The sequence below is a fragment of the Mesorhizobium sp. M0217 genome, from assembly GCF_040321955.1.
Classification (GTDB): Bacteria; Pseudomonadota; Alphaproteobacteria; order Rhizobiales; family Rhizobiaceae; genus Mesorhizobium.
The window spans coordinates 18826-37151 of sequence record NZ_JAMYSN010000033.1 but is presented as its reverse complement, the minus strand read 5'-3'; the positions used below and the strand labels follow the sequence as shown (position 1 = coordinate 37151).

Annotated in this window: 15 protein-coding genes and 1 pseudogene; 8 read left to right on the top strand and 8 right to left on the bottom strand. The window is 62.9% G+C overall.

Going from position 1 to position 18326, the window contains the following annotated elements; all coding sequences use genetic code 11:
• Nucleotides 1–51: 51 nt before the first annotated feature.
• From groL to NKJ18_RS29650, 3 genes are all read right to left on the bottom strand, one after another.
• The gene (gene groL, locus NKJ18_RS29660) at nt 52–1707 is read right to left on the bottom strand and encodes a chaperonin GroEL (RefSeq protein ID WP_023709705.1); all 1656 of its coding nucleotides are present in this window, start codon (nt 1705–1707) and stop codon (nt 52–54) included.
• 63 nt (nt 1708–1770) lie between these two features.
• Entirely contained in the window at nt 1771–2067 is a 297-nt protein-coding gene (gene groES, locus NKJ18_RS29655; RefSeq protein ID WP_006203049.1) for a co-chaperone GroES, read from the bottom strand.
• A 185-nt stretch (nt 2068–2252) separates the two neighbouring features.
• Complete coding sequence (locus NKJ18_RS29650; RefSeq protein WP_023689544.1) at nt 2253–3050, bottom strand: class I SAM-dependent methyltransferase; 798 nt, start codon at nt 3048–3050, stop codon at nt 2253–2255.
• Between the two features lie 83 nt (nt 3051–3133).
• On the opposite strand from NKJ18_RS29650, the gene NKJ18_RS29645 reads away from it, so the two are divergent.
• Entirely contained in the window at nt 3134–4003 is an 870-nt protein-coding gene (locus NKJ18_RS29645; protein ID WP_027049677.1) for a hypothetical protein, read from the top strand.
• Here the strand turns inward: NKJ18_RS29645 and NKJ18_RS29640 are convergent.
• A complete protein-coding gene (locus tag NKJ18_RS29640) occupies nt 4000–4626 on the bottom strand; it encodes a TetR/AcrR family transcriptional regulator (RefSeq protein ID WP_023712752.1) in 627 nt (208 codons plus the stop codon). The genes NKJ18_RS29645 and NKJ18_RS29640 overlap by 4 nt on opposite strands.
• Before the next feature lie 170 nt (nt 4627–4796).
• Here NKJ18_RS29640 and NKJ18_RS29635 point away from each other — a divergent pair, with 170 nt between their 5' ends.
• Both NKJ18_RS29635 and NKJ18_RS29630 read left to right on the top strand, forming a co-directional pair.
• Nucleotides 4797–5984 (top strand): MFS transporter, encoded by a 1188-nt coding sequence (locus NKJ18_RS29635; RefSeq protein ID WP_027049676.1) that lies wholly within the window; start codon nt 4797–4799, stop codon nt 5982–5984.
• 79 nt (nt 5985–6063) lie between these two features.
• Nucleotides 6064–6999, top strand: a complete 936-nt coding sequence (locus tag NKJ18_RS29630; RefSeq protein ID WP_023747749.1) for a bifunctional helix-turn-helix transcriptional regulator/GNAT family N-acetyltransferase — start codon at nt 6064–6066, stop codon at nt 6997–6999.
• Nucleotides 7000–7005: 6 nt separating this feature from the next.
• Here NKJ18_RS29630 and NKJ18_RS29625 read toward each other — a convergent pair whose 3' ends face one another.
• Complete coding sequence (locus NKJ18_RS29625) at nt 7006–7836, bottom strand: AraC family transcriptional regulator (RefSeq protein WP_023705726.1); 831 nt, start codon at nt 7834–7836, stop codon at nt 7006–7008.
• A 129-nt stretch (nt 7837–7965) separates the two neighbouring features.
• Here NKJ18_RS29625 and NKJ18_RS29620 point away from each other — a divergent pair.
• The 5 genes and pseudogenes from NKJ18_RS29620 to NKJ18_RS29600 all read left to right on the top strand — a co-directional run.
• Nucleotides 7966–8174: pseudogene (locus NKJ18_RS29620) on the top strand (iron chelate uptake ABC transporter family permease subunit); the annotation flags it as partial.
• A 126-nt stretch (nt 8175–8300) separates the two neighbouring features.
• Nucleotides 8301–8771: a MarR family winged helix-turn-helix transcriptional regulator gene (locus tag NKJ18_RS29615; RefSeq protein WP_023705728.1), complete on the top strand. Its 471-nt coding sequence runs from the start codon at nt 8301–8303 to the stop codon at nt 8769–8771.
• Nucleotides 8768–9961 (top strand): HlyD family secretion protein, encoded by a 1194-nt coding sequence (locus NKJ18_RS29610; protein ID WP_023671526.1) that lies wholly within the window; start codon nt 8768–8770, stop codon nt 9959–9961. Before NKJ18_RS29615 ends, NKJ18_RS29610 begins: the two co-directional genes overlap by 4 nt.
• Before the next feature lie 351 nt (nt 9962–10312).
• Nucleotides 10313–11848, top strand: coding sequence for a DHA2 family efflux MFS transporter permease subunit (locus tag NKJ18_RS29605; protein WP_352761117.1), 1536 nt, complete (start codon nt 10313–10315; stop codon nt 11846–11848).
• A gap of 334 nt (nt 11849–12182) precedes the next feature.
• Nucleotides 12183–14801 carry an EAL domain-containing protein gene (locus NKJ18_RS29600; RefSeq protein ID WP_352761116.1) on the top strand — a complete coding sequence of 873 codons (2619 nt, stop codon included), beginning with the start codon at nt 12183–12185 and terminating at the stop codon, nt 14799–14801.
• 29 nt (nt 14802–14830) lie between these two features.
• On the opposite strand, the gene NKJ18_RS29595 is transcribed toward NKJ18_RS29600, so the two are convergent.
• The 3 genes from NKJ18_RS29595 to NKJ18_RS29585 all read right to left on the bottom strand — a co-directional run bounded on the left by NKJ18_RS29595 (nt 14831) and on the right by NKJ18_RS29585 (nt 18272).
• The gene (locus NKJ18_RS29595) at nt 14831–15361 is read right to left on the bottom strand and encodes a CAP domain-containing protein (RefSeq protein WP_502881987.1); all 531 of its coding nucleotides are present in this window, start codon (nt 15359–15361) and stop codon (nt 14831–14833) included.
• 146 nt (nt 15362–15507) lie between these two features.
• Entirely contained in the window at nt 15508–16140 is a 633-nt protein-coding gene (locus NKJ18_RS29590) for a LysE family translocator (RefSeq protein ID WP_023671530.1), read from the bottom strand.
• Nucleotides 16141–16298: 158 nt separating this feature from the next.
• Complete coding sequence (locus tag NKJ18_RS29585; RefSeq protein ID WP_352761114.1) at nt 16299–18272, bottom strand: TadE/TadG family type IV pilus assembly protein; 1974 nt, start codon at nt 18270–18272, stop codon at nt 16299–16301.
• Nucleotides 18273–18326: the final 54 nt, after the last annotated feature.

Below are 18326 nucleotides of genomic sequence, written 5' to 3'. Positions count from 1 at the left end.
AAAGGGCGCCTCTCGGCGCCCTTTCCGTATGCATAAGCCAGATAGCTTGGATTAGAAATCCATGCCGCCCATGCCGCCCATGCCGCCGCCGCCCATGCCGCCAGGCATGCCGCCGCCAGCCGACTCCTTCTTGGGAGCCTCCGCGATCATGGCTTCGGTGGTGACGAGCAGGCCGGCGACCGAAGCCGCGTCCTGGAGAGCGGTGCGAACGACCTTGACCGGGTCGACGATGCCCATGGCGATCATGTCGCCATACTCTCCGGTCTGGGCGTTGTAGCCGTAGGTCGCGCCCTTGTTGTCGAGGATCTTGCCGGCGACGATCGAAGCTTCAGCACCTGCGTTCGAAGCGATCTGACGGGCCGGAGCCTGCAGTGCACGACGAACGATGTTGATGCCGGCAGCCTGGTCGGCATTGACGCCGGTGACCTTGATGTTGGCCGAAGCGCGCAGGAGAGCGACGCCGCCGCCTGCAACGATGCCTTCTTCCACGGCCGCACGGGTCGCGTTGAGGGCGTCATCGACGCGGTCCTTCTTTTCCTTGACTTCGACTTCCGTCGCGCCGCCGACACGGATCACCGCAACGCCGCCGGCGAGCTTCGCCAGACGTTCCTGCAGCTTCTCCTTGTCGTAGTCCGACGTGGTCTCTTCGATCTGCTGCTTGATCTGGGCAACGCGGCCCTGGATCTCGGCCTTCTTGCCGGCGCCGTCGACGATGGTGGTGTTCTCCTTGGAGATCGACACCTTCTTGGCGCGGCCGAGCATGTTGAGGCCGACATTCTCGAGCTTGATGCCGAGGTCTTCCGAGATGACCTGGCCACCGGTGAGGATGGCGATGTCTTCCAACATGGCCTTGCGGCGATCACCGAAGCCCGGCGCCTTGACGGCGGCGATCTTCAGGCCGCCGCGCAGCTTGTTGACGACCAGCGTGGCCAGAGCCTCGCCTTCGACGTCTTCCGAGATGATAAGAAGCGGCTTGGAGGTCTGCACGACGGCTTCGAGAACCGGCAGCATGGCCTGGAGGTTGGACAGCTTCTTCTCGTGCAGGAGGATGTAGACGTCCTCGAGCTCGGCAACCATCTTGTCGGCGTTGGTGACGAAGTAGGGCGAGAGATAGCCGCGGTCGAACTGCATGCCTTCGACGACTTCCAGCTCGGTCTCGGCGGTCTTGGCTTCTTCAACCGTGATGACGCCTTCATTGCCGACCTTCTGCATCGCTTCGGCGATCATGGCGCCGACCGACTCGTCGCCATTGGCCGAGATCGTGCCGACCTGGGCAACTTCCTCGGAGGTCTTGATCTTCTTGGCAGCTTTGCCGAGAGCCGCGACGACTTCGGTGACGGCCAGATCGATGCCGCGCTTCAGATCCATCGGGTTCATGCCGGCGGCAACGGCCTTGTGGCCTTCCTGGACGATCGACTGCGCCAGAACGGTCGCGGTCGTGGTGCCGTCGCCGGCAATGTCGTTGGTCTTCGAAGCAACTTCGCGGACCATCTGCGCGCCCATGTTTTCGAACTTGTCTTCAAGCTCGATTTCCTTGGCGACGGTGACGCCGTCCTTGGTGATGCGCGGTGCGCCGAACGACTTGTCGATGACGACATTGCGGCCCTTGGGGCCGAGCGTGACCTTCACTGCGTCGGCGAGGATGTTGACGCCGCGCAGCATGCGCTCGCGGGCGTCGCGGGAGAATTTTACGTCTTTAGCAGCCATTTTTTAGCTCCTGGCAGGGGGCTTGCGATCAAGCCCGAAATTAGTTGACGGTGAGGCCGATGATCAGCCGATGATGCCCATAATGTCGGATTCCTTCATGATCAGAAGGTCTTCGCCATTGAGCTTGACTTCGGTGCCCGACCACTTGCCGAACAGGATGCGGTCGCCGGCCTTGACGTCCAGCGGGACCAGCTTGCCGGCTTCGTCGCGAGCGCCGGAGCCGACGGCGATGATCTCGCCTTCCTGCGGCTTTTCCTTTGCCGTATCCGGGATGATGATCCCGCCGGCGGTCTTGGATTCGGATTCGACCCGGCGTACGACCACGCGGTCATGAAGCGGGCGGAACTTCGACTTTGCCATTTTTTCTTCCTCGAATGAGAACGGTGAGAGCTGTTCCTCGATCCGGCGGTGCCGGATGTGCGTTAGCACTCACCTGGGGAGAGTGCTAACGTCGCGCTGAAATAAGCGCGTGGCTTTCGAGAGTCAAGGCGAACGGTGAGCACAATTGTGCCAATTGGAGCCGTGCCGCGATCCGACGGCAGACCCTACCGGCGCCGCGGCGATTTAAGCACCAGAAGCGGACAGCGTTCAGCCAGCCCATAGGTCCCTGTCGGCGCGAGGCGGACACTGTCAAAAAACCGGCTCGCCTCTTCGACCAGCGTCGCCGCCGGGGCGAAACTGTAGACAGTCTGCGAATTCGCATAGACATCGATGGTGCCGATGACCGGCATCTCCCATCCGGTCGTCGCGGCAAGGGCCTCCCGGTCGGCAAACAGCGCATCGAAGGCGTCGAGGATCGCCCGCACCGGAATGGCGCGGTCGGGATCGCCGCCGGCACAAGCCATGGCAATGCGCCATTTGAGTTCGTGGAAGGTCGCGACACCACCGGACAGCGTCAGCGCCCGGACCTCCTGCAGATCGTCCGGCACCTGAGGGCTTGCATAGGCGCGCAATGCAGCCCGCCCATCGGACTTCAGCACACGCGCGATCTCGGCAAGCAGCGCCTGCCGTGCAACCGAGGAGTCCAGCGCCGACAGACAGCCGTCGCCGATCACCGCCCCGGCGCTTTCGTCGCCCAGCGGCAACTCCAGCCAGTTGCCGATCACCGCCTTGCGTGAGGCGGTATCGCCCGGCCAGATGCCCGATATCATGGCAGTGGACTCGTCGATCGCGAGCATGGTCCTTCCGAGGCCGGCAAGCTCCGGCGTGACCCCGAGCAGCACCACATCGACCGATTGCAGGCTAAGTTCGCGCTCATAGGCGGCGACAGCTTCCGGGGGCGGACACAGCGGCGACCCGAGAAGCCGCCAGTGACGGCGAATTGCGTCCCAATGCTCAGTCATGCGGAACGGTTTGGGGAAAGGCTGGACATATTTCCTTCCAGGCTGTTGGTTGCCTTGCGAGTTACCTCATGCATGGAAAGGCCATGGCCCGCATTGCCGTCATAACGCATGAATTTGACCGCTTCCAGAGCCGGCGGGGCCTCCTGCTGCGCCAGGACAGCCCCTACATGCTGTTCGACGTCCTGGCGGAGCTGAAACGGCGCGGTCACTCCGTGCAGATCATGCGTGGACCCTCGGCAAGTCATAACGCCGATATTGCCGTCCTGCATGTCGACGCGACAGTGACGCCATCGGACTATGTCGACTACGCGCGCGGATTTCCGATTTGTCTCAATCTTGGTGCGACCGACATTTCCAAGCGCCGCATCAGCGGTGCGATCCTCGAGGAGGGTGCCAACTGGAGCGGCCAGGTCATCGTCAAGAGCAACCTCAATCATTGGGGGACGCCCGAGGAGCAGCTCAACCGAAAATCCGTTCGCGCCGGCAAGGCAGTGCCTTTCCCGGGCGCGCAGACCTTCGACCGTTATCAGGTGCATGCCTCGCTGGCCGATGTGGCGCCGGAGATTTTCAGGCGTGCCGACCTGATCGTGGAAAAATTCATTCCCGAAATCGAGCCCGACGGGTTTGCGGCGCGGTTCTGGATATTCTGCGGCGATCGGGAGCGCTGCACCCGCTATGTCTCGCCACAGCGCCTGGTCAAGGGCGACGACACCATCCGCCGGGAGCCGGTTGCGGTTCCCGACGAATTGCGCGCCCTGCGTCGGAAGCTGGGCTTCGACTATGGCAAATTCGACTTTGTCGTGCATGAGGGCAGGGCCGTGCTGCTCGATGCCAACAAGACCCCGGGTCGCGCCAGAAACCTGTCGAAGATCGTCGCCGCCGGCGCCGCCAACCTGGCCGACGGCTTCGAAAACCTCATCCACCAGACCGGACGGGGTCGAATCGGGCGCTAGAGAAACAGTCCCAACTGCGTATGGATGATCGACCGGTAGTCCTCGATGGTGTGGCGGCTTTCCTCCTGGTCCTGGGTCAGCGCCATGCGCACGACGCCGCCGGCCAGCTGGAAGATCAGGAAAACCATACGGCCGAACTCATTGCGTCGCTCTGGCGCGAGAAAGGGGCCGACATGGTCGCAGAACATCGTCGCCTGGTGCCGGGTTTCGGCGATGTCGAGATTCTTCAGCGCCTTGTCAGCCTGGATGGCGTTTTGCAGGTCCTGAATGGCGGGGTCGCCGGCGACGCGCTCATAGTAGTCGTCGAGCAGCCGGTCGGCCGCAGCGATAACGTCGCTCAGCCCGCCGACGTCGGCAACGATCGCGGCAAGCCGGGCGCGGCTCACTTCGGAGAATCGCTCGTAGAGCATCGCCAGGATCGCCGACTTGTTGGGGAAGTAATGATAGACGGTGGCGATCGGCCCGCCGGCCTGTGCGCCGACTTCCTTCATGGTGACGGCGTCGATGCCTTTCTCGCCGATCAGCCGCATGGTCGTCGACAGGATGGCGTCGATGCGCTCGCGGCTGCGCTCCTGTTTGGGCCTGCGCCTCGGTTCGGTCGTCATCTGCACTGCTTCGTTCATGCCGCCATCCTCTCGATCGCCCAGACCATTCGATCGCCATGACCATCCCCAGCCTTGTTGGTGCCAAGTCCCGCTACTGATTGACAAACGAATATGATCGAGTATCAGTTTCTAAATGCTGACAGACTGTCAGTTTTTTTGCCGCCAGGCAAGGACGTTGGGAGGCGACCGTGACTTCTGCTGGTAACGCCGATGCCGGGAACGGCGACTGGCTGGTCGGCAACCCCACTGGGGCGCAACTCGCCTCGGCATTGTGGATCGGCTCGGTCGGCCTGCTCATTCTCGGGCTGCAGCCGGTGCTGCTCGGCGCACTCTATACCGAGGGGCATGTCAGCGGCGACGAACTCGCGCTGGTCGCCACGGCCGAGATGATTGCCATCGGCATCGGTTCGGCTGTGGTGGCCATGATGCTTTCCGCCCACAATATGCGCTGGAAAAGTGCCGTCCTTCTGGTCCTGCTGGCGCTGGCGAACTGGGCGACCTCCTATGCGCTGACCTCCACCTCGCTGATTGCCGCCCGCGCGGTGGCCGGCCTCGCCGAGGGCGGGCTGGTGGCGGTCGCCACGGAACTGATCGCCCGTTCGCGCCGGGCCGAGCGCATCGGCGGCTTCTTCGTCACCCTTCAGACCCTGGCGCAATGCGCCCTTGCCCTGCTGGTGGCGCTTTACGTCATCCCGGCCGCCGGATCGGCAGGCGGCTTCATCGTCCTTGCCGTCGTCTGCATCGCTTCGGTGGCGGTCGCCTTCATCGTCCCCGATAGCTATGCCGACCTGCCCAAGGAGGAACAGTTCAGCAATGTGCTGACCGTTCCTTCGCTTGCCGCTTTGCTGAGCGTCTTCTGCTACTTCATGTTCTTCGGCTCGGTCTGGGCGTTTCTCGAGCCACTTGGCGCACAATACGGCATCGATGGCCGCACCGTCGGCCTGATCGTCTCGGCCAACCTCGCATTGCAGGTGCTGGGCGCAATGACGGCTACCGTCTTCGAGGCGCGCATCGATTACCGCTTCGCGATCGTGGCGATCGGCGTGGTCGCCGTCGCCAGTTCCGTGGTGCTCGCCGGCAGCCCCGGCCTGACGGTTTTCTGGGTCGCGGCCTTGATCATGGGCTTCATCCTTCTGTTCATCGTGCCCTATCAGATCCGGCTGGCGATCACCGCCGACGAGACGCGCACGGCCGTGCTTCTGGTGCCGGCGGCCCAGCTTTTCGGTCTGGCGATCGGCCCGGTCGCGGCATCGCTGCTGATCGACGGCAAGGATTTTCGCCCGGTGCCGGAATTTGCCGCCGCCAGTGCGGCGGCCAGCGTCGTGCTGCTCGGCCTGTTCGTCCTGATCGCGCGGCGCCGCCGCGCGATCGCCTGAGAAGCGACCGCGTGAGCATCTCGTACATACTTGACTAAGTCAAATAAATGGCCGATCGTTGATGGGCAGGAGGCTTCCCATGACGATCCATCATCAGCCCGGCAAGGAGCGCATCGACGCGGTGCGGGCTTTCAACCGCTTCTACACCCGCCAGATAGGTCTGCTCGACGAAGGCCTGCTGAAAAGCGCCTTCTCGCTGACCGAGGCGCGGGTGCTCTACGAACTGGCGCATCGCGATGGCCTGACCGCCAGCGATCTCATTCGCGATCTCGGCCTCGATGCCGGTTATGTCAGCCGGCTCCTGAAGAAGTTCGAGCACCTGCAGCTGATTTCGCGCGCGGCGCTGGCGTCGGATGCGCGGCAATCGTCGATCACGCTGACGCCGGCGGGGCGGCAGGCCTTCGTGCCGCTGAACCGGGCTTCGCACGACCAGGTCGCCGCCTTGCTGGCGCGGCTTCCCGCTGCCGAACAGGACCGGCTGGCCAAGGCTATGCAGACGGTGCAGCAACTCCTGGGCGACAGCCCGGAGTCCAAAGTGCCGTATGTGCTGCGCCCCTTGCAGGTCGGCGACATCGGCTGGGTCGTGCGCCGCCAAGGACAGATCTACGCACAGGAATATGGCTGGGACGAAACCTACGAGGCGCTGGTCGCCGAAATCCTCGGCGCCTTCGTAAAATCCTTCGATCCAGAATGGGAACGCAGCTGGATTGCCGAACGGCAAGGGGAGGTAGTCGGCTCGGTCTTCGTCGTGCGCAAATCCGACGCGGTGGCGAAGCTGCGCCTGCTCTATGTCGAACCATCGGCGCGCGGCCTCGGCATCGGCAAGCGGCTGGTTCAGGAGTGCATCGGCTTTGCTCGTGCTAAGGGCTACAAGACGCTGACCCTATGGACCAACGACATCCTGACCGCCGCCCGCCACATCTACGAGAGTGCCGGCTTCAGGCTGGTGGACGAAGAGCGCCATCACGCCTTCGGCAAGGATCTGGTCGGCCAGAACTGGAACCTGGAGTTGTAGCGGCGTTCAGGCCACCGGGACCCATATCTCCAGTCCGCCATTGCCGCTGCGCGGATCGAACTCCGGGCCGTAGCGCTCGAATTCGGGGCCGTCGGCTATATCGTGCCCCGAGGCCGGCAGCCATTTGTTCCAGATCGTGTTGACGGTGCGGCGGATGGTGGAGATGTGCTCGGCATGGGTGAACACGGCGTATTTCTGCGCCGGCACCCGCACCCGCGAAAGCTCCTTCGGCAGGTCCGAGAAATCCGAAACTTCGACCCCGGCGATATAGTCGAAATTGCCGGCATCGTCGCCATTGACGCAGACGCCATAGGCGACGTCGCCGGTCTCGCCCGGGATGTTGCCGATATAGGGCCCAAAGCGTTGCCACTGCATCGGAATGGCCGCACTGGTTTCGCAGCTGTAGCGCTCGCCGAGGCCGGCAATGAGGAAGGGACGGCCGGTCTCGAAGCGCGGCGGCGGCAGTGAGGCGAGGAAGGACTGGTCCATCAGGATCGGCTCCACCAGGTCGAGATTGCTGAGGCTGCCCTGCGCGCGCACCAGTTCCGGCGTCGTGCCGAACTGATCGCGGAAGGCGCGGGTGAAGGCTTCGTGCGAGGCGTAGCCGGCATCGAGCGCGACCGCGAGGATGTCGGGCGCGCCGGAAGCCAGCTTGCGCGCCGCTTCGGTCAGCCGGCGCGCGCGCATATAGCCCATCACCGAACGGCCGGTGGCGGCGCCAAAGGCGCGCGTCACATGAAAGCGCGAGACGCCGCTGCTTTGCGCGACATCCTCAAGCGAGATCGCTTCCGGCAAATGGCTCTCGACAAACCACAGCGCTTTCTCGGTCGGGTTCATGAGTCTCCTCTCATTTGGCCACTCCATGCTGCCGGCTTTTTGCGAGGCCAGTTTGATCGAAATTGCGCCTGTCGTAAAATCGAAGGGCGCTGGTCGACTGTGGCAGGTCACCATCGTGGAAAGCCGCTGCTGGGCGGCCTCGGCCTGGCTCGCTGGGACAATATCCGGGCGCGCTGGGTGCGGGCACCATCCTTGCCTATGCCCTGTGGAACCACCGCCGGCTCGATGCCTTCCCCGCCGGCGAAAGTGCCGCCGAAAGCCTAGGTGTGCCGGTGGCGAGGACGCGCAAGACGACCTTTCTCCTCGCGGCGTTCTCGACGGCAATTCACGTCACGGTCGGGAGGTCATCCGCAACCGTTATTGACTGTGCCATGACCGCATCTGCATGGCTGCCATCCCTCTTTTTCGGCTCTGGCGCAATGCGGCGCCTTGAATGGTAAGCACGCTTATAATATATACCGCTCATGGTTTCCGACGGCATAGATAGATTGGGCTTTTTGATCCACGACGTGCAGCGCCTCATGCGCAAGCGCTTCGAGGCGCGCGCCAGCGGTCTTGGCCTTTCCTCGGCACAATGGCGGCTTCTGGTTCGCGTCGCCAAGGAGGCCGGCGTCGCCCAGGCTCGCCTCGCCGAACTTCTCGAAATCGAGCCGATCAGCGTTTCGCGCCTCGTCGACCGGATGGAGGAGGGCGGCTGGATCGAGCGGCGCTCCGACGCAACTGACCGGCGCGTGCGCATGATCTTCCCGACAGCCAAGGCGAACGCGGCCTATGCCGAGGTCAAAAGCCTTGCTGGCGAAGTTTATGAGGAATCGCTGGTCGGCGTTTCGCCGGACGACCGCCGCGTCCTTATCCGGGCGCTGGACACCATCGTGCAAAACCTGGCGGACGGCGAGACGTCGTCCTTGAAGAGTACGGAAGGGGCAGCAGCATGAACGCGGCAGCCAAGCTGGACGAGAATGTAACCAAGATCGAGACGCCGGCAAAGCCGGCCGCCGAAGCGCCTGCACAGCCGGCCGCAGCACCTGTCGCGGTGGCTCCCCCGGTTCAACCCGCTCCGGCTCCGGTCAAGAAGCGCCGCCTCGGCCGCTTGCTGCTGATGGTCGCCCTGCCGGCCGCGCTGGCCATTGGTGGCGGTTATGTCTGGGTGACCGGCGGCCGCTATCAGGAAACCGAGAACGCCAATTTGCAGCAGGCCAAGGTGTCGATCGCCTCGGACACCGCCGGACGCATCGTTCAGGTCGGCATCTCGGACAATCAGCAGGTCAAGCAGGGCGATGTGCTGTTTGCCGTCGACCCCGAGCCCTACCGGATTGCATTGGCGCAGGCCGACGCGGCGGTCGCAGTCGCACGCGTCGGTATCGAACAGCTGCGCGCCGCCTACAGCCAGGCGCTGGCCCAGGAAAAGTCCGATGCCAGCCAGGTCGACTACGCGCAGTCGCAGTATGACCGCGCCGCCGACCTTGCCCAGAAGGGCATCAACGCCAAATCGTCGCTGGACGAGGCCAAGAACGATCTCGACAAAGCCAGGCAGCAACTGGCCGTTGCCGAGCAAGGCATCATCAGCGCCAAGGCGGCTCTCGCCGGCAATCCCGATATCGAGACCGACAAGCATCCGACGGTGATGGCCGCACTCGCCGCGCGCGACAAGGCCGCCTACGATCTGGCGCAGACCACGGTCAAGGCGCCGGCCGACGGCGTCATCAGCCAGGCCTCCTCGTTCAAGATCGGCCAGTATGTCGGTTCCGGCACGCCGCTGTTTGCGTTGGTCGAGACCGGCGACACCTGGATCGATGCCAATTTCAAGGAAACCCAGCTTACCCACATGAAGCCTGGCCAGAAGGCCGAGATCGTCGTCGACACCTATCCGGGCAGAACTTTCGAGGCCACCGTCAAGGCGATCGGCGCCGGCACCGGCGCGGAGTTTTCGCTGTTGCCTGCTCAAAACGCCACCGGCAACTGGGTCAAGGTCACGCAGCGCATTCCGGTGCGCCTGGAGCTGACCGATGCCGACGCCAAAATGGCGCTGCGCACCGGTATGAGCGCCTCGGTTACGGTGGATACCGGCGTTGCTCGCGGGTTCCCCGCTATCTTCGGCCACGCCACCGCAGGCGAAGCGCAATAGACTGTGAATGGACCGTGATCTCGAAAAGCAGGATCACGGCCCGGCAGAACGCCCGCCGCAGGCGAGGTGAAGTTGAGATGACAGGATCGGTCCGACGGCAGGTTGAACGAGGGGTGGATTGGACCGGGCCGCATCGCGGCCTGCCCAGAACCTGGACCATCTCGGCGCGCCCATCCTTCGGACCTTGGATTTCCGGGCGGCAAGCGCCTGATGTGTCGAGACCTTCGATCGATGTAACCCCCACATCGATAGATCGCGTCCCACCGCGATGAGGGTCTCTTCACCAGAGAAGGCCTCGCCGCCCGGAAACCTAATGTACACGTTTTTGTAACCTGTCGGAAGTTCCGCATCATGACCACACCAGAACCTTTCAAGGAAGTGCCGCATCGCGGCCTGATCACCGTGGCGCTGATGCTGGCGACGGTCATGCAGGCGCTCGACACCACGATTGCCAATGTCGCGCTGCCGACCATGACCGGCGACCTCGGCGCGTCGCCCGACAACATAAACTGGGTGTTGACCTCCTACATCGTTGCCGCCGCGATCATGACGCCGGTGACCGGCTGGCTGGCCGACCGCTTCGGCCGCAAGGAACTGTTCCTGGCGGCGGTTGTCGGCTTCACCGTGTTCTCGATGCTGTGCGGCATTGCCTGGAGCCTGGAGAGCATAGTGTTCTTCCGGCTGATGCAGGGCGTGTTCGGCGCAGCCATCGTGCCGCTGTCGCAGACCTTCCTGCTCGACATCAACCCCAGGGAACGCCACGGCCAGGCGATGGCCATCTGGGGCGCCGGCATCATGCTGGGGCCGATCCTGGGTCCGACGCTGGGCGGTTGGCTGACCGAGAATTTCAACTGGCGCTGGGTGTTCTTCATCAATTTGCCGGTCGGCATCATCGCCTTCCTCGGCATGGCAGCCTATTTGCCGGTCGTTGCCCGGCGGATCCGCAGCTTCGATTTCTTCGGTTTCGCCATGATTTCGCTCGGCGTCGGCGCGCTGCAGCTGCTGCTCGACCGCGGCGGCGAGGTCGACTGGTTTTCCTCGGTCGAAATCTGGATCGAGCTTGCTCTTTCGATCACCGGCTTCTGGGTTTTCATCATCCATACACTGACGGCGGAACGTCCTTTCATCGACCCCAAGATCTTCCTCGACCGCAATTTCGTCACCGGTCTGGCTTTCATCTTCGTCATGGGCGTGCTGATCCTGGCCTCGATGTCGCTGCTGCCGCCGATGCTGTCGACCATCTTCGGCTATCCGACCGTCACCATCGGCGTCGTCCTGGGGCCGCGCGGTGTCGGCACGATGATTTCGATGCTTGTCGTTGGACGGCTCATGAGCAGGATCGACGCCCGCATCCTCGTCGTCATCGGCTTTCTGCTCACCGCGCAGTCGCTCTACACCATGTCCTCCTTCACGCCGCAGATGGACAATTGGCTGATCCTCAGCTCCGGCGTCATCCAGGGCCTGGGCATGGGCATGGTGTTCGTGCCGCTGTCCACGGTGGCCTTCGCTACGCTCGACGTGCGCTTCCGCACCGACGCCACGGCCCTGTTCAGCCTGGTTCGAAATCTCGGTTCGTCGATCGGTGTGTCGGTGGTGACGGTTCTCATGGTGCGCAACACGCAGGTCAATCACACCGAACTGTCGGCTTTCATCAACCCGTTCAACCCCAATTTGTGGGCGGCCTCGCCGGCGGCAGCAGGCGGCGATCCGACGGCACTTTCGCAGGTGGACCGCATGGTCAACATCCAGGCGATGATGATCTCCTACGTCAACGACTTCAAACTGCTGATGGTGATGACGCTGGTTGCCATTCCGTTTGTCTTCCTGCTGCGCAAGCCGAAGACCGCTCCGGCCGGCGCGCCAGCTCCTGCCGCGCATATGGATTGAGGCGGGCGCCGGTAGCGCTGGCAGCAAGCTGGTTGCCCCTGATGATTTGTTGCTCGGATGATCGTCAAAACCCGCGTGTGAAAAAGAATATCGATAATGAGACGTTGGAAGTTGATTTGAAATGACATTTGCACCTTTGGTATCTGGTTGCTGACGCCTCCAATTCCGTTACAGTTCATCTTGAATTAGCACATCTGTAACATTGTCAGTCGACTTTCGTCTGGCACGACAGAGGCCCTTTCTTGTTTCAGGTGCCAAACCGGAGGAGGTCTGTTTGGTCACGAAGTCATCCAGAAGATCCGTCGGGGCGCGCGGGCCGGTGGGCGTAGCCGCATTGGCAAGACTGGCTGACGTTTCCTACGATACGCTCGAGGGAGAACTTCGCACGACCATTGCGGGTCTCGAAGGGCAGACCCTGCGCTTCGAGACTGCGATCGAGAATATTTCGCAAGGCATCTGCTTTTTCGATGCCGATGAACGGCTGATCCTGAGCAACCGGCGCTATGCGGAAATCTACCGCATTGCGCCCGAGGAATTGCGGCCTGGCGTGACACTGAGCGAAATCGTCGAACGCCGCGTCGCCGCCGGCACGGCGGCGACGGCCGCCGACACCTATCTCGCAACGGCTCGCTCGATCAATTCGGGCAAGGCTTCGCGGCTCTGGACCGCCAAACTTGTCGATGGTCGCACAATCCAGATCCGTAACCAGCCCATGCCCGATGGCAGTTGGATCGCCACGCATGAGGACATCACTGAACTCCTCGCCAATCGGCAGATCGTCGACGAGCGCATTTCGCTGCAGGCGCTGATCGACTGGGTGCCCGATTACCTCTGGGTCAAGGATACGCAAAGCCGTTTCGTCGTGGTCAACAGCGCCCTTGCGACCGATAGCGGCCGCAACAAGACCAGCGACATGATCGGTTTGACCGATTTTGATCTCCACCCCCCGGAAGTTGCGCGGAAATTTCGCCTGGTCGAGCAGCGCCTGCTCAAGAGCGGACAACCAATGATCGACGCGGAAGAGTTTGTCGTCGATGCGTCGGGGAACGGCAAATGGCTTTCGTCGACGAAGGTGCCGTTGCGCAATCGCCAAAATGAAATCTTCGGCCTGGTTGGCATTGCCCACGACATCACCGCCCGCAAGCAGGCGGATGTCCTTCGCAGCGGGCAGGCGCAGATCCTCGAAATGATTGCCACGAGCGCGCCGCTGGAGGACGTGCTCGACCGCCTCATGCGCTTCGTCGAGGCTCAGTTGAAGGGGATATTCGGTTCCGTCCTGCTGCTCGACAAGGACGGCATTCATTTGCGTCACGGTGCGGCGCCGGGCCTGGCGAAAGCCTATACGAGCGCCATCGATGGGGCGGCCATCGGTCCCAAGGTGGGATCCTGCGGAACCGCCATCTACCGGCGGGAACCGGTCATTGTTACCGATATTCTGCAGGATCCGCTTTGGGACGATTACCGCGAACTGGCGGCACCCCATGGCTATCGTTCGTGCTGGTCAACCCCGATCCTGTCGCATCGGGGCGTCGTGTTGGGCGCCTTTGCCATGTATTCGATGACCGTGCGCGAACCCACCCATGCCGAGACCCGCCTGATCGAGTTCACCACACACATTGCCGGCATCGCGATCGAGCGCAAACTGGCGGAAGACCAGATCCACTTCATGGCCAACCATGATGCGCTGACCGGCCTGCCCAATCGCGCTTTGCTGGAGGATCGGCTTTCCCAGGCGGTCCTCTACGCGCAGCGATACAATCGCTGGATGACGGTAGTGTTCATCGATCTCGACAATTTCAAACTGGTGAACGATACGTTTGGCCACAATGCCGGCGACGAACTCCTCAAGACCGTCGCCAGCCGTTTGGTTGGATGCGTGAAGGCCACCGACACCGTCGTGCGGCTTGGCGGCGACGAATTTGTCATCGTCCTGTTCGACCAAACCACCAATGTCGATGTGGTCTCGGAAACCCTGCAGACGATCAGGGATGCGATCGCGGAACCGGTTCTTGTCGGAGAGCATCGGCTGAGAACGACGGCCAGCATCGGCATCGCAAATTACCCGAAGGACGGGACCAGCCCGGATACGCTGTTGGCCAATGCCGACGCCGCCATGTATCGCGCCAAGGAATTCGGCCGCGACAATTTCCAGTTCTATGCCCCGGAGTTCAACTCAACGGCACATGAAAAATTCCTGCTTCAGGAGGAATTGCGAAACGCGCTCGCCCGGTCGGAATTCGCTCTGCATTATCAGCCACAGGTGGATCTGCGATCGGGGCAGGTTTTCGCCGTCGAAGCGCTGGTGCGCTGGAACCACCCGACGCGAGGCCTGGTTTCGCCGGCGATGTTCATCCCGACCGCCGAGGAGACCGGGCTGATCGTGCCGCTCGGCGACTGGATCCTGCACGAAGCCTGCCGGCAGAACAAAGCCTGGCAGCGCGCCGGTCTGTCGCCCGTAGCCGTCTGCGTCAACGTGTCGGCGCGGCAGTTCCGGGAGAAGAACCTGATCGACCGCGTCGTCAACGCATTGAAGGAAAGCGGCCTGGAGGCGAGGTATCTCGAGCTCGAAGTGACGGAAAGCCTGATCATGCAGGATTTCGAGCTGGCGGTCGCAACGATGAACGGACTGCAAAAGCTCGGCGTGCAGATATCGATCGACGATTTCGGAACAGGCTATTCCAGTCTCAGCGCCCTCAAGACGTTTCCGGTGGCGCGGCTGAAGATCGACAAGTCCTTCATCAACGATCTCGCGACCGACGAGAACGATCAGGCGGTCACTGGCGCCGTGATTTCCCTGGGGCAGAAGTTGAACCTTCGGGTGCTGGCCGAAGGTGTCGAAACGGAAGACCAGGTCGCCTTCCTGCGCAAGAACAATTGTGACGAGGTGCAGGGCAATTATTTCAGCAAACCCCTGTCGGCTGGGGATATCGGCAAGTTGATCGCGAAAGGCTGACGGCCGGCTCGCGTCGTAGCCGCTGGTCTTTACTTTCCGAGCACCAGGCTCCAGTAGCGGATGGCGCTGTCGCGCCCGTCGCGTACATAGGCGAGGCCGAAGCGGCTGAAATCCGGATCGAGCATGTTGCGGCGGTGGCCGGCCGAATGCATCCAGATGTCGAACAGTTTCTGCTGGTCGAAGCGGCCCTCCGCGATGTTCTCGGCGGCGGCGCCCTGCACCCCATTGTCCTTCATCCGCGACGCGAAATCCTTTCCCCAGCCCGTCGTGTGGCTCATGCGTTCGCGTGAGGCCATATAGCCGGCCTGCTGCCGAGCGGCCTGCTCGAGCTGGGCGTCCGGCACCAGCGCCGGCAGTCCGGCCGAAGCTCGGATGCCGGCCAGCGTCGCGGTGGCCGAGGACGACACACCGGCGCCTTCGCCGGTCGGCACCGAGACCGTACTGCAAGCAGCGAGGCCGGCCATGGCTGCAAGGCCGATCAGCAGCAGGCGCCTGTTTGGTTTTGGACTTGCTGCGCCAGAGCGGGTTTGCGCGAGCGGATGATTGGTGGTGCAGATCATTGTCATGCCTGCCTGACTTAGCGGCGATCATGGCTTTTGCCGGGCAGGGCTGCGAAAATCTCAATCGCTGGCCTCCGTGCAGGTTCGGCCGGCCGATTCGAATGGGAAGGTCGGCGGCCGATGTAGTCTCGGCGCGCTGCGTCCGATCAGCGTTGCGCGTCGGTCGCCATTTTAAGCGCCAGCGCGGCGAGCACCGTGCCCATCATCCAGCGCTGGATGACCATCCATAGCGGCCGTCCGGCAAGGAAGGTGGCGATCGAACCGGCCGTTACCGCGATGATGGCATTGGCGGTCAGGCTGATCGAGATCTGCGTGGCGCCGAGCACCAGAAGCTGCGACAGCACATGGCCGTTGCCCAGCGAGATGAACTGCGGCAGCAGCGACAGATAAAGCACCGCCACCTTGGGATTGAGGAGATTGGTCATCAGGCCCATCGCGAACAGCTTGCGCGGCCTGTCCTTCGGCAGTTCGCGCACCTGGAATGGTGAGCGCCCGCCGGGCCGCACCGCTTGCCAGGCGAGCCATAGCAGATAGAGCGCGCCGGCAATGCGCAGTGCGTCATAGGCAAACGGCACGGCAAGCAGCAGCGCGGTGATGCCCAGCGCAGCCGATACGACATAGAACAGAAAGCCGGCCGCCACGCCGCCGAGCGAGATCAGCCCGGCCTTCGGGCCTTGCGACAGCGAGCGCGAGATCAGGTAGATCATGTTCGGCCCGGGCGTCAGCACCATGCCCAGGCAGACCAGCGCGAAGGCGAGATGGTTGGCGGTTTCGGGCACGGGCAATCTCCGGGAAGCGGTGACGATACCCACCACGCGTTTTGACTCACCGCAAGAGCATGATGGCCGGAGCCTTTGCGCCAGCGTCGAAAATTGGCGAAAGCGGCGAAGCCGCCAATTTCCCCCGCAAGGTGGGGGAAGATCAGCAGCTTCAACCCTCAGCTCACCACGCGCAGGTTCGAGAGCTCGTTGGCGATTTCCTTGAAATTGTCGGACAGCGTGGCGCCGGTCGCGTTCCAGAACAGTTTTGCAGGCTTGCTCGGGTCGGCCGGATCCTTGCGGAAGCGCGAGTCCGACGAGCACACCTTCAGTGCCTCCATCGCGCTCTTGTCGCCGGCGTCGGTCGTCGACATATCGAGCGCCACCGTCATCACCATGATGTTGGCCGCCTTGGCGTTGTTGCACAGCGTCGCCATCTGCTCGTTGAGGGCGGCGGTGTAGTTGCTCGACGAATAGTTGAGCTGGCCGATGGCGCTCGACGTGCCGCCGAACAGGCGGGTGACCGCAGTGCCGTTGTAGCCGACGCCGGTATAGCCATAGGCGGCATAGGTCGACTTGTTGCCGGCGGGATCGCTGCTGGGCACCGCGTAGGTGTTCTCGCCGTCGGTGAGCACGATGACCACCTTGTCGTTGCCGCGCTCCGTCTCAGGACGTCCTCCTGTGAAAGGCTCCGTGCTGGAGACGGTGCGCCAGCCCCAGGCCATGCCCTCCGGCACATTGGTGAAGCCGTTCGGCGCCATCAGGTCGATCGCAGCCTTGATCTTGGTCAGCCCGGCGGTGTTGGAGACGTCGGTCAGCGGCGTGATCGGTGTCGTCGTGCAGCTGTAGTTAGGACCGGCACCGGCCGACAGCACCGGAGCATTGATCGGCCGCGGCTGGAAATACTTGGCCATGTTGGACTGCCTGGTCTTGCCGGAGGTGCTCGCCGGATCGTCGTTCCACCAGCTGTTGGCCGCGCCATAGGTCTTGGGGGCCACCTCGTCGGGGTCCTGCGTTATGTACCAATGATTGCCCGGCTCGTCTGGCGCGAACATCGGCACGAACATGGTCGCGGGATCGCCGACGCCGGTGCCGGTGTTGTTCGGTCCGCCGGAGGCCGGCGCGTCGGTGACATTATAGGGGTAGGGACGGACCTCGACGCAGCCCTGCCAGCTGGCGAACGGTCCGTATGTGTCGTTGTAGTCGTATTCGTTGTGGCTGTCCGAGCATGTATGATTGGCACGATATTTGTCGCAGACCACGCGTTTGCTGCCGACGATGCGCTCGTGGCTGGTGACCACCTTCATGTCGCGGTAGAGCGAGAAGCGGGTCAGCATCTGCCCCTCCTGCTCACCCCAGCCAGTGCCTTTCTTGTACCAGATGCCGCCGATCTTCTGGGCATATTTGTCGGCTGCGTTAAGCGTGGACCAGGCGAAATTCTCATTGTGGATGGGCGACAGCCCGTAGGCGTCGATCCACGACGCGTTGTCGTTGCTGGCGCCGACATTGACCGAGGCGGCGAACGGCACAAGGCTGAACTGGACCGGCTTGTCGATCTGCTTGATCATCGCGGCCTGCAAGGCAAGCGTGTCGACGAGCTGCTTGGCGGCTTGCTTGAGAAGGTCGATGCGCTTTTGTCCGGCACCCGTGCCGGTGTTCGACATCGACCCCGAATTGTCGAGCACCATAGCCACTTCCAGCGTGTTCTTCAGCCGGACTTGCGAACACACGGAGTAGGTGACGTCTGCCGACGTCCTGCCGATCAGCATCGCCGCTGCCGGCAGGAAATAGGGCTTGTAGACCAGGCTGGCGCACAGCTTGACGATGCCGCCGCCGGTCGTGCTGCTGGGCAGCGTAACGCTGAGCGTCGTGTCGGCAGGATCGACATCGTTGAGGTTTGCCTTGAAGAAGTCGAGCGCATAGGCCCGCAACTGGTCGTCGGTGGCGCCTTCCACCAGCCGGCGCGCGGTGGCGAAGTTGGCGGCGTCGAGCGCGTTGACCACCCTCTGCTTCTCGCTGACCACGCCGGTGTAGTCGACAGCCATTGCCACGCCGCCCATCAGTGGCACCATCGCCACAACGGTCATCAGAGCGTAATTGCCGCGGCGGTCACGCCAGAAGTCACGCCGGAATGTGCGCCAGAGTTCACGCATGTGATGTAAGCGGCCCCGCCTGCGGATTCTTCAATGCCGCCACAGTTTCACAAA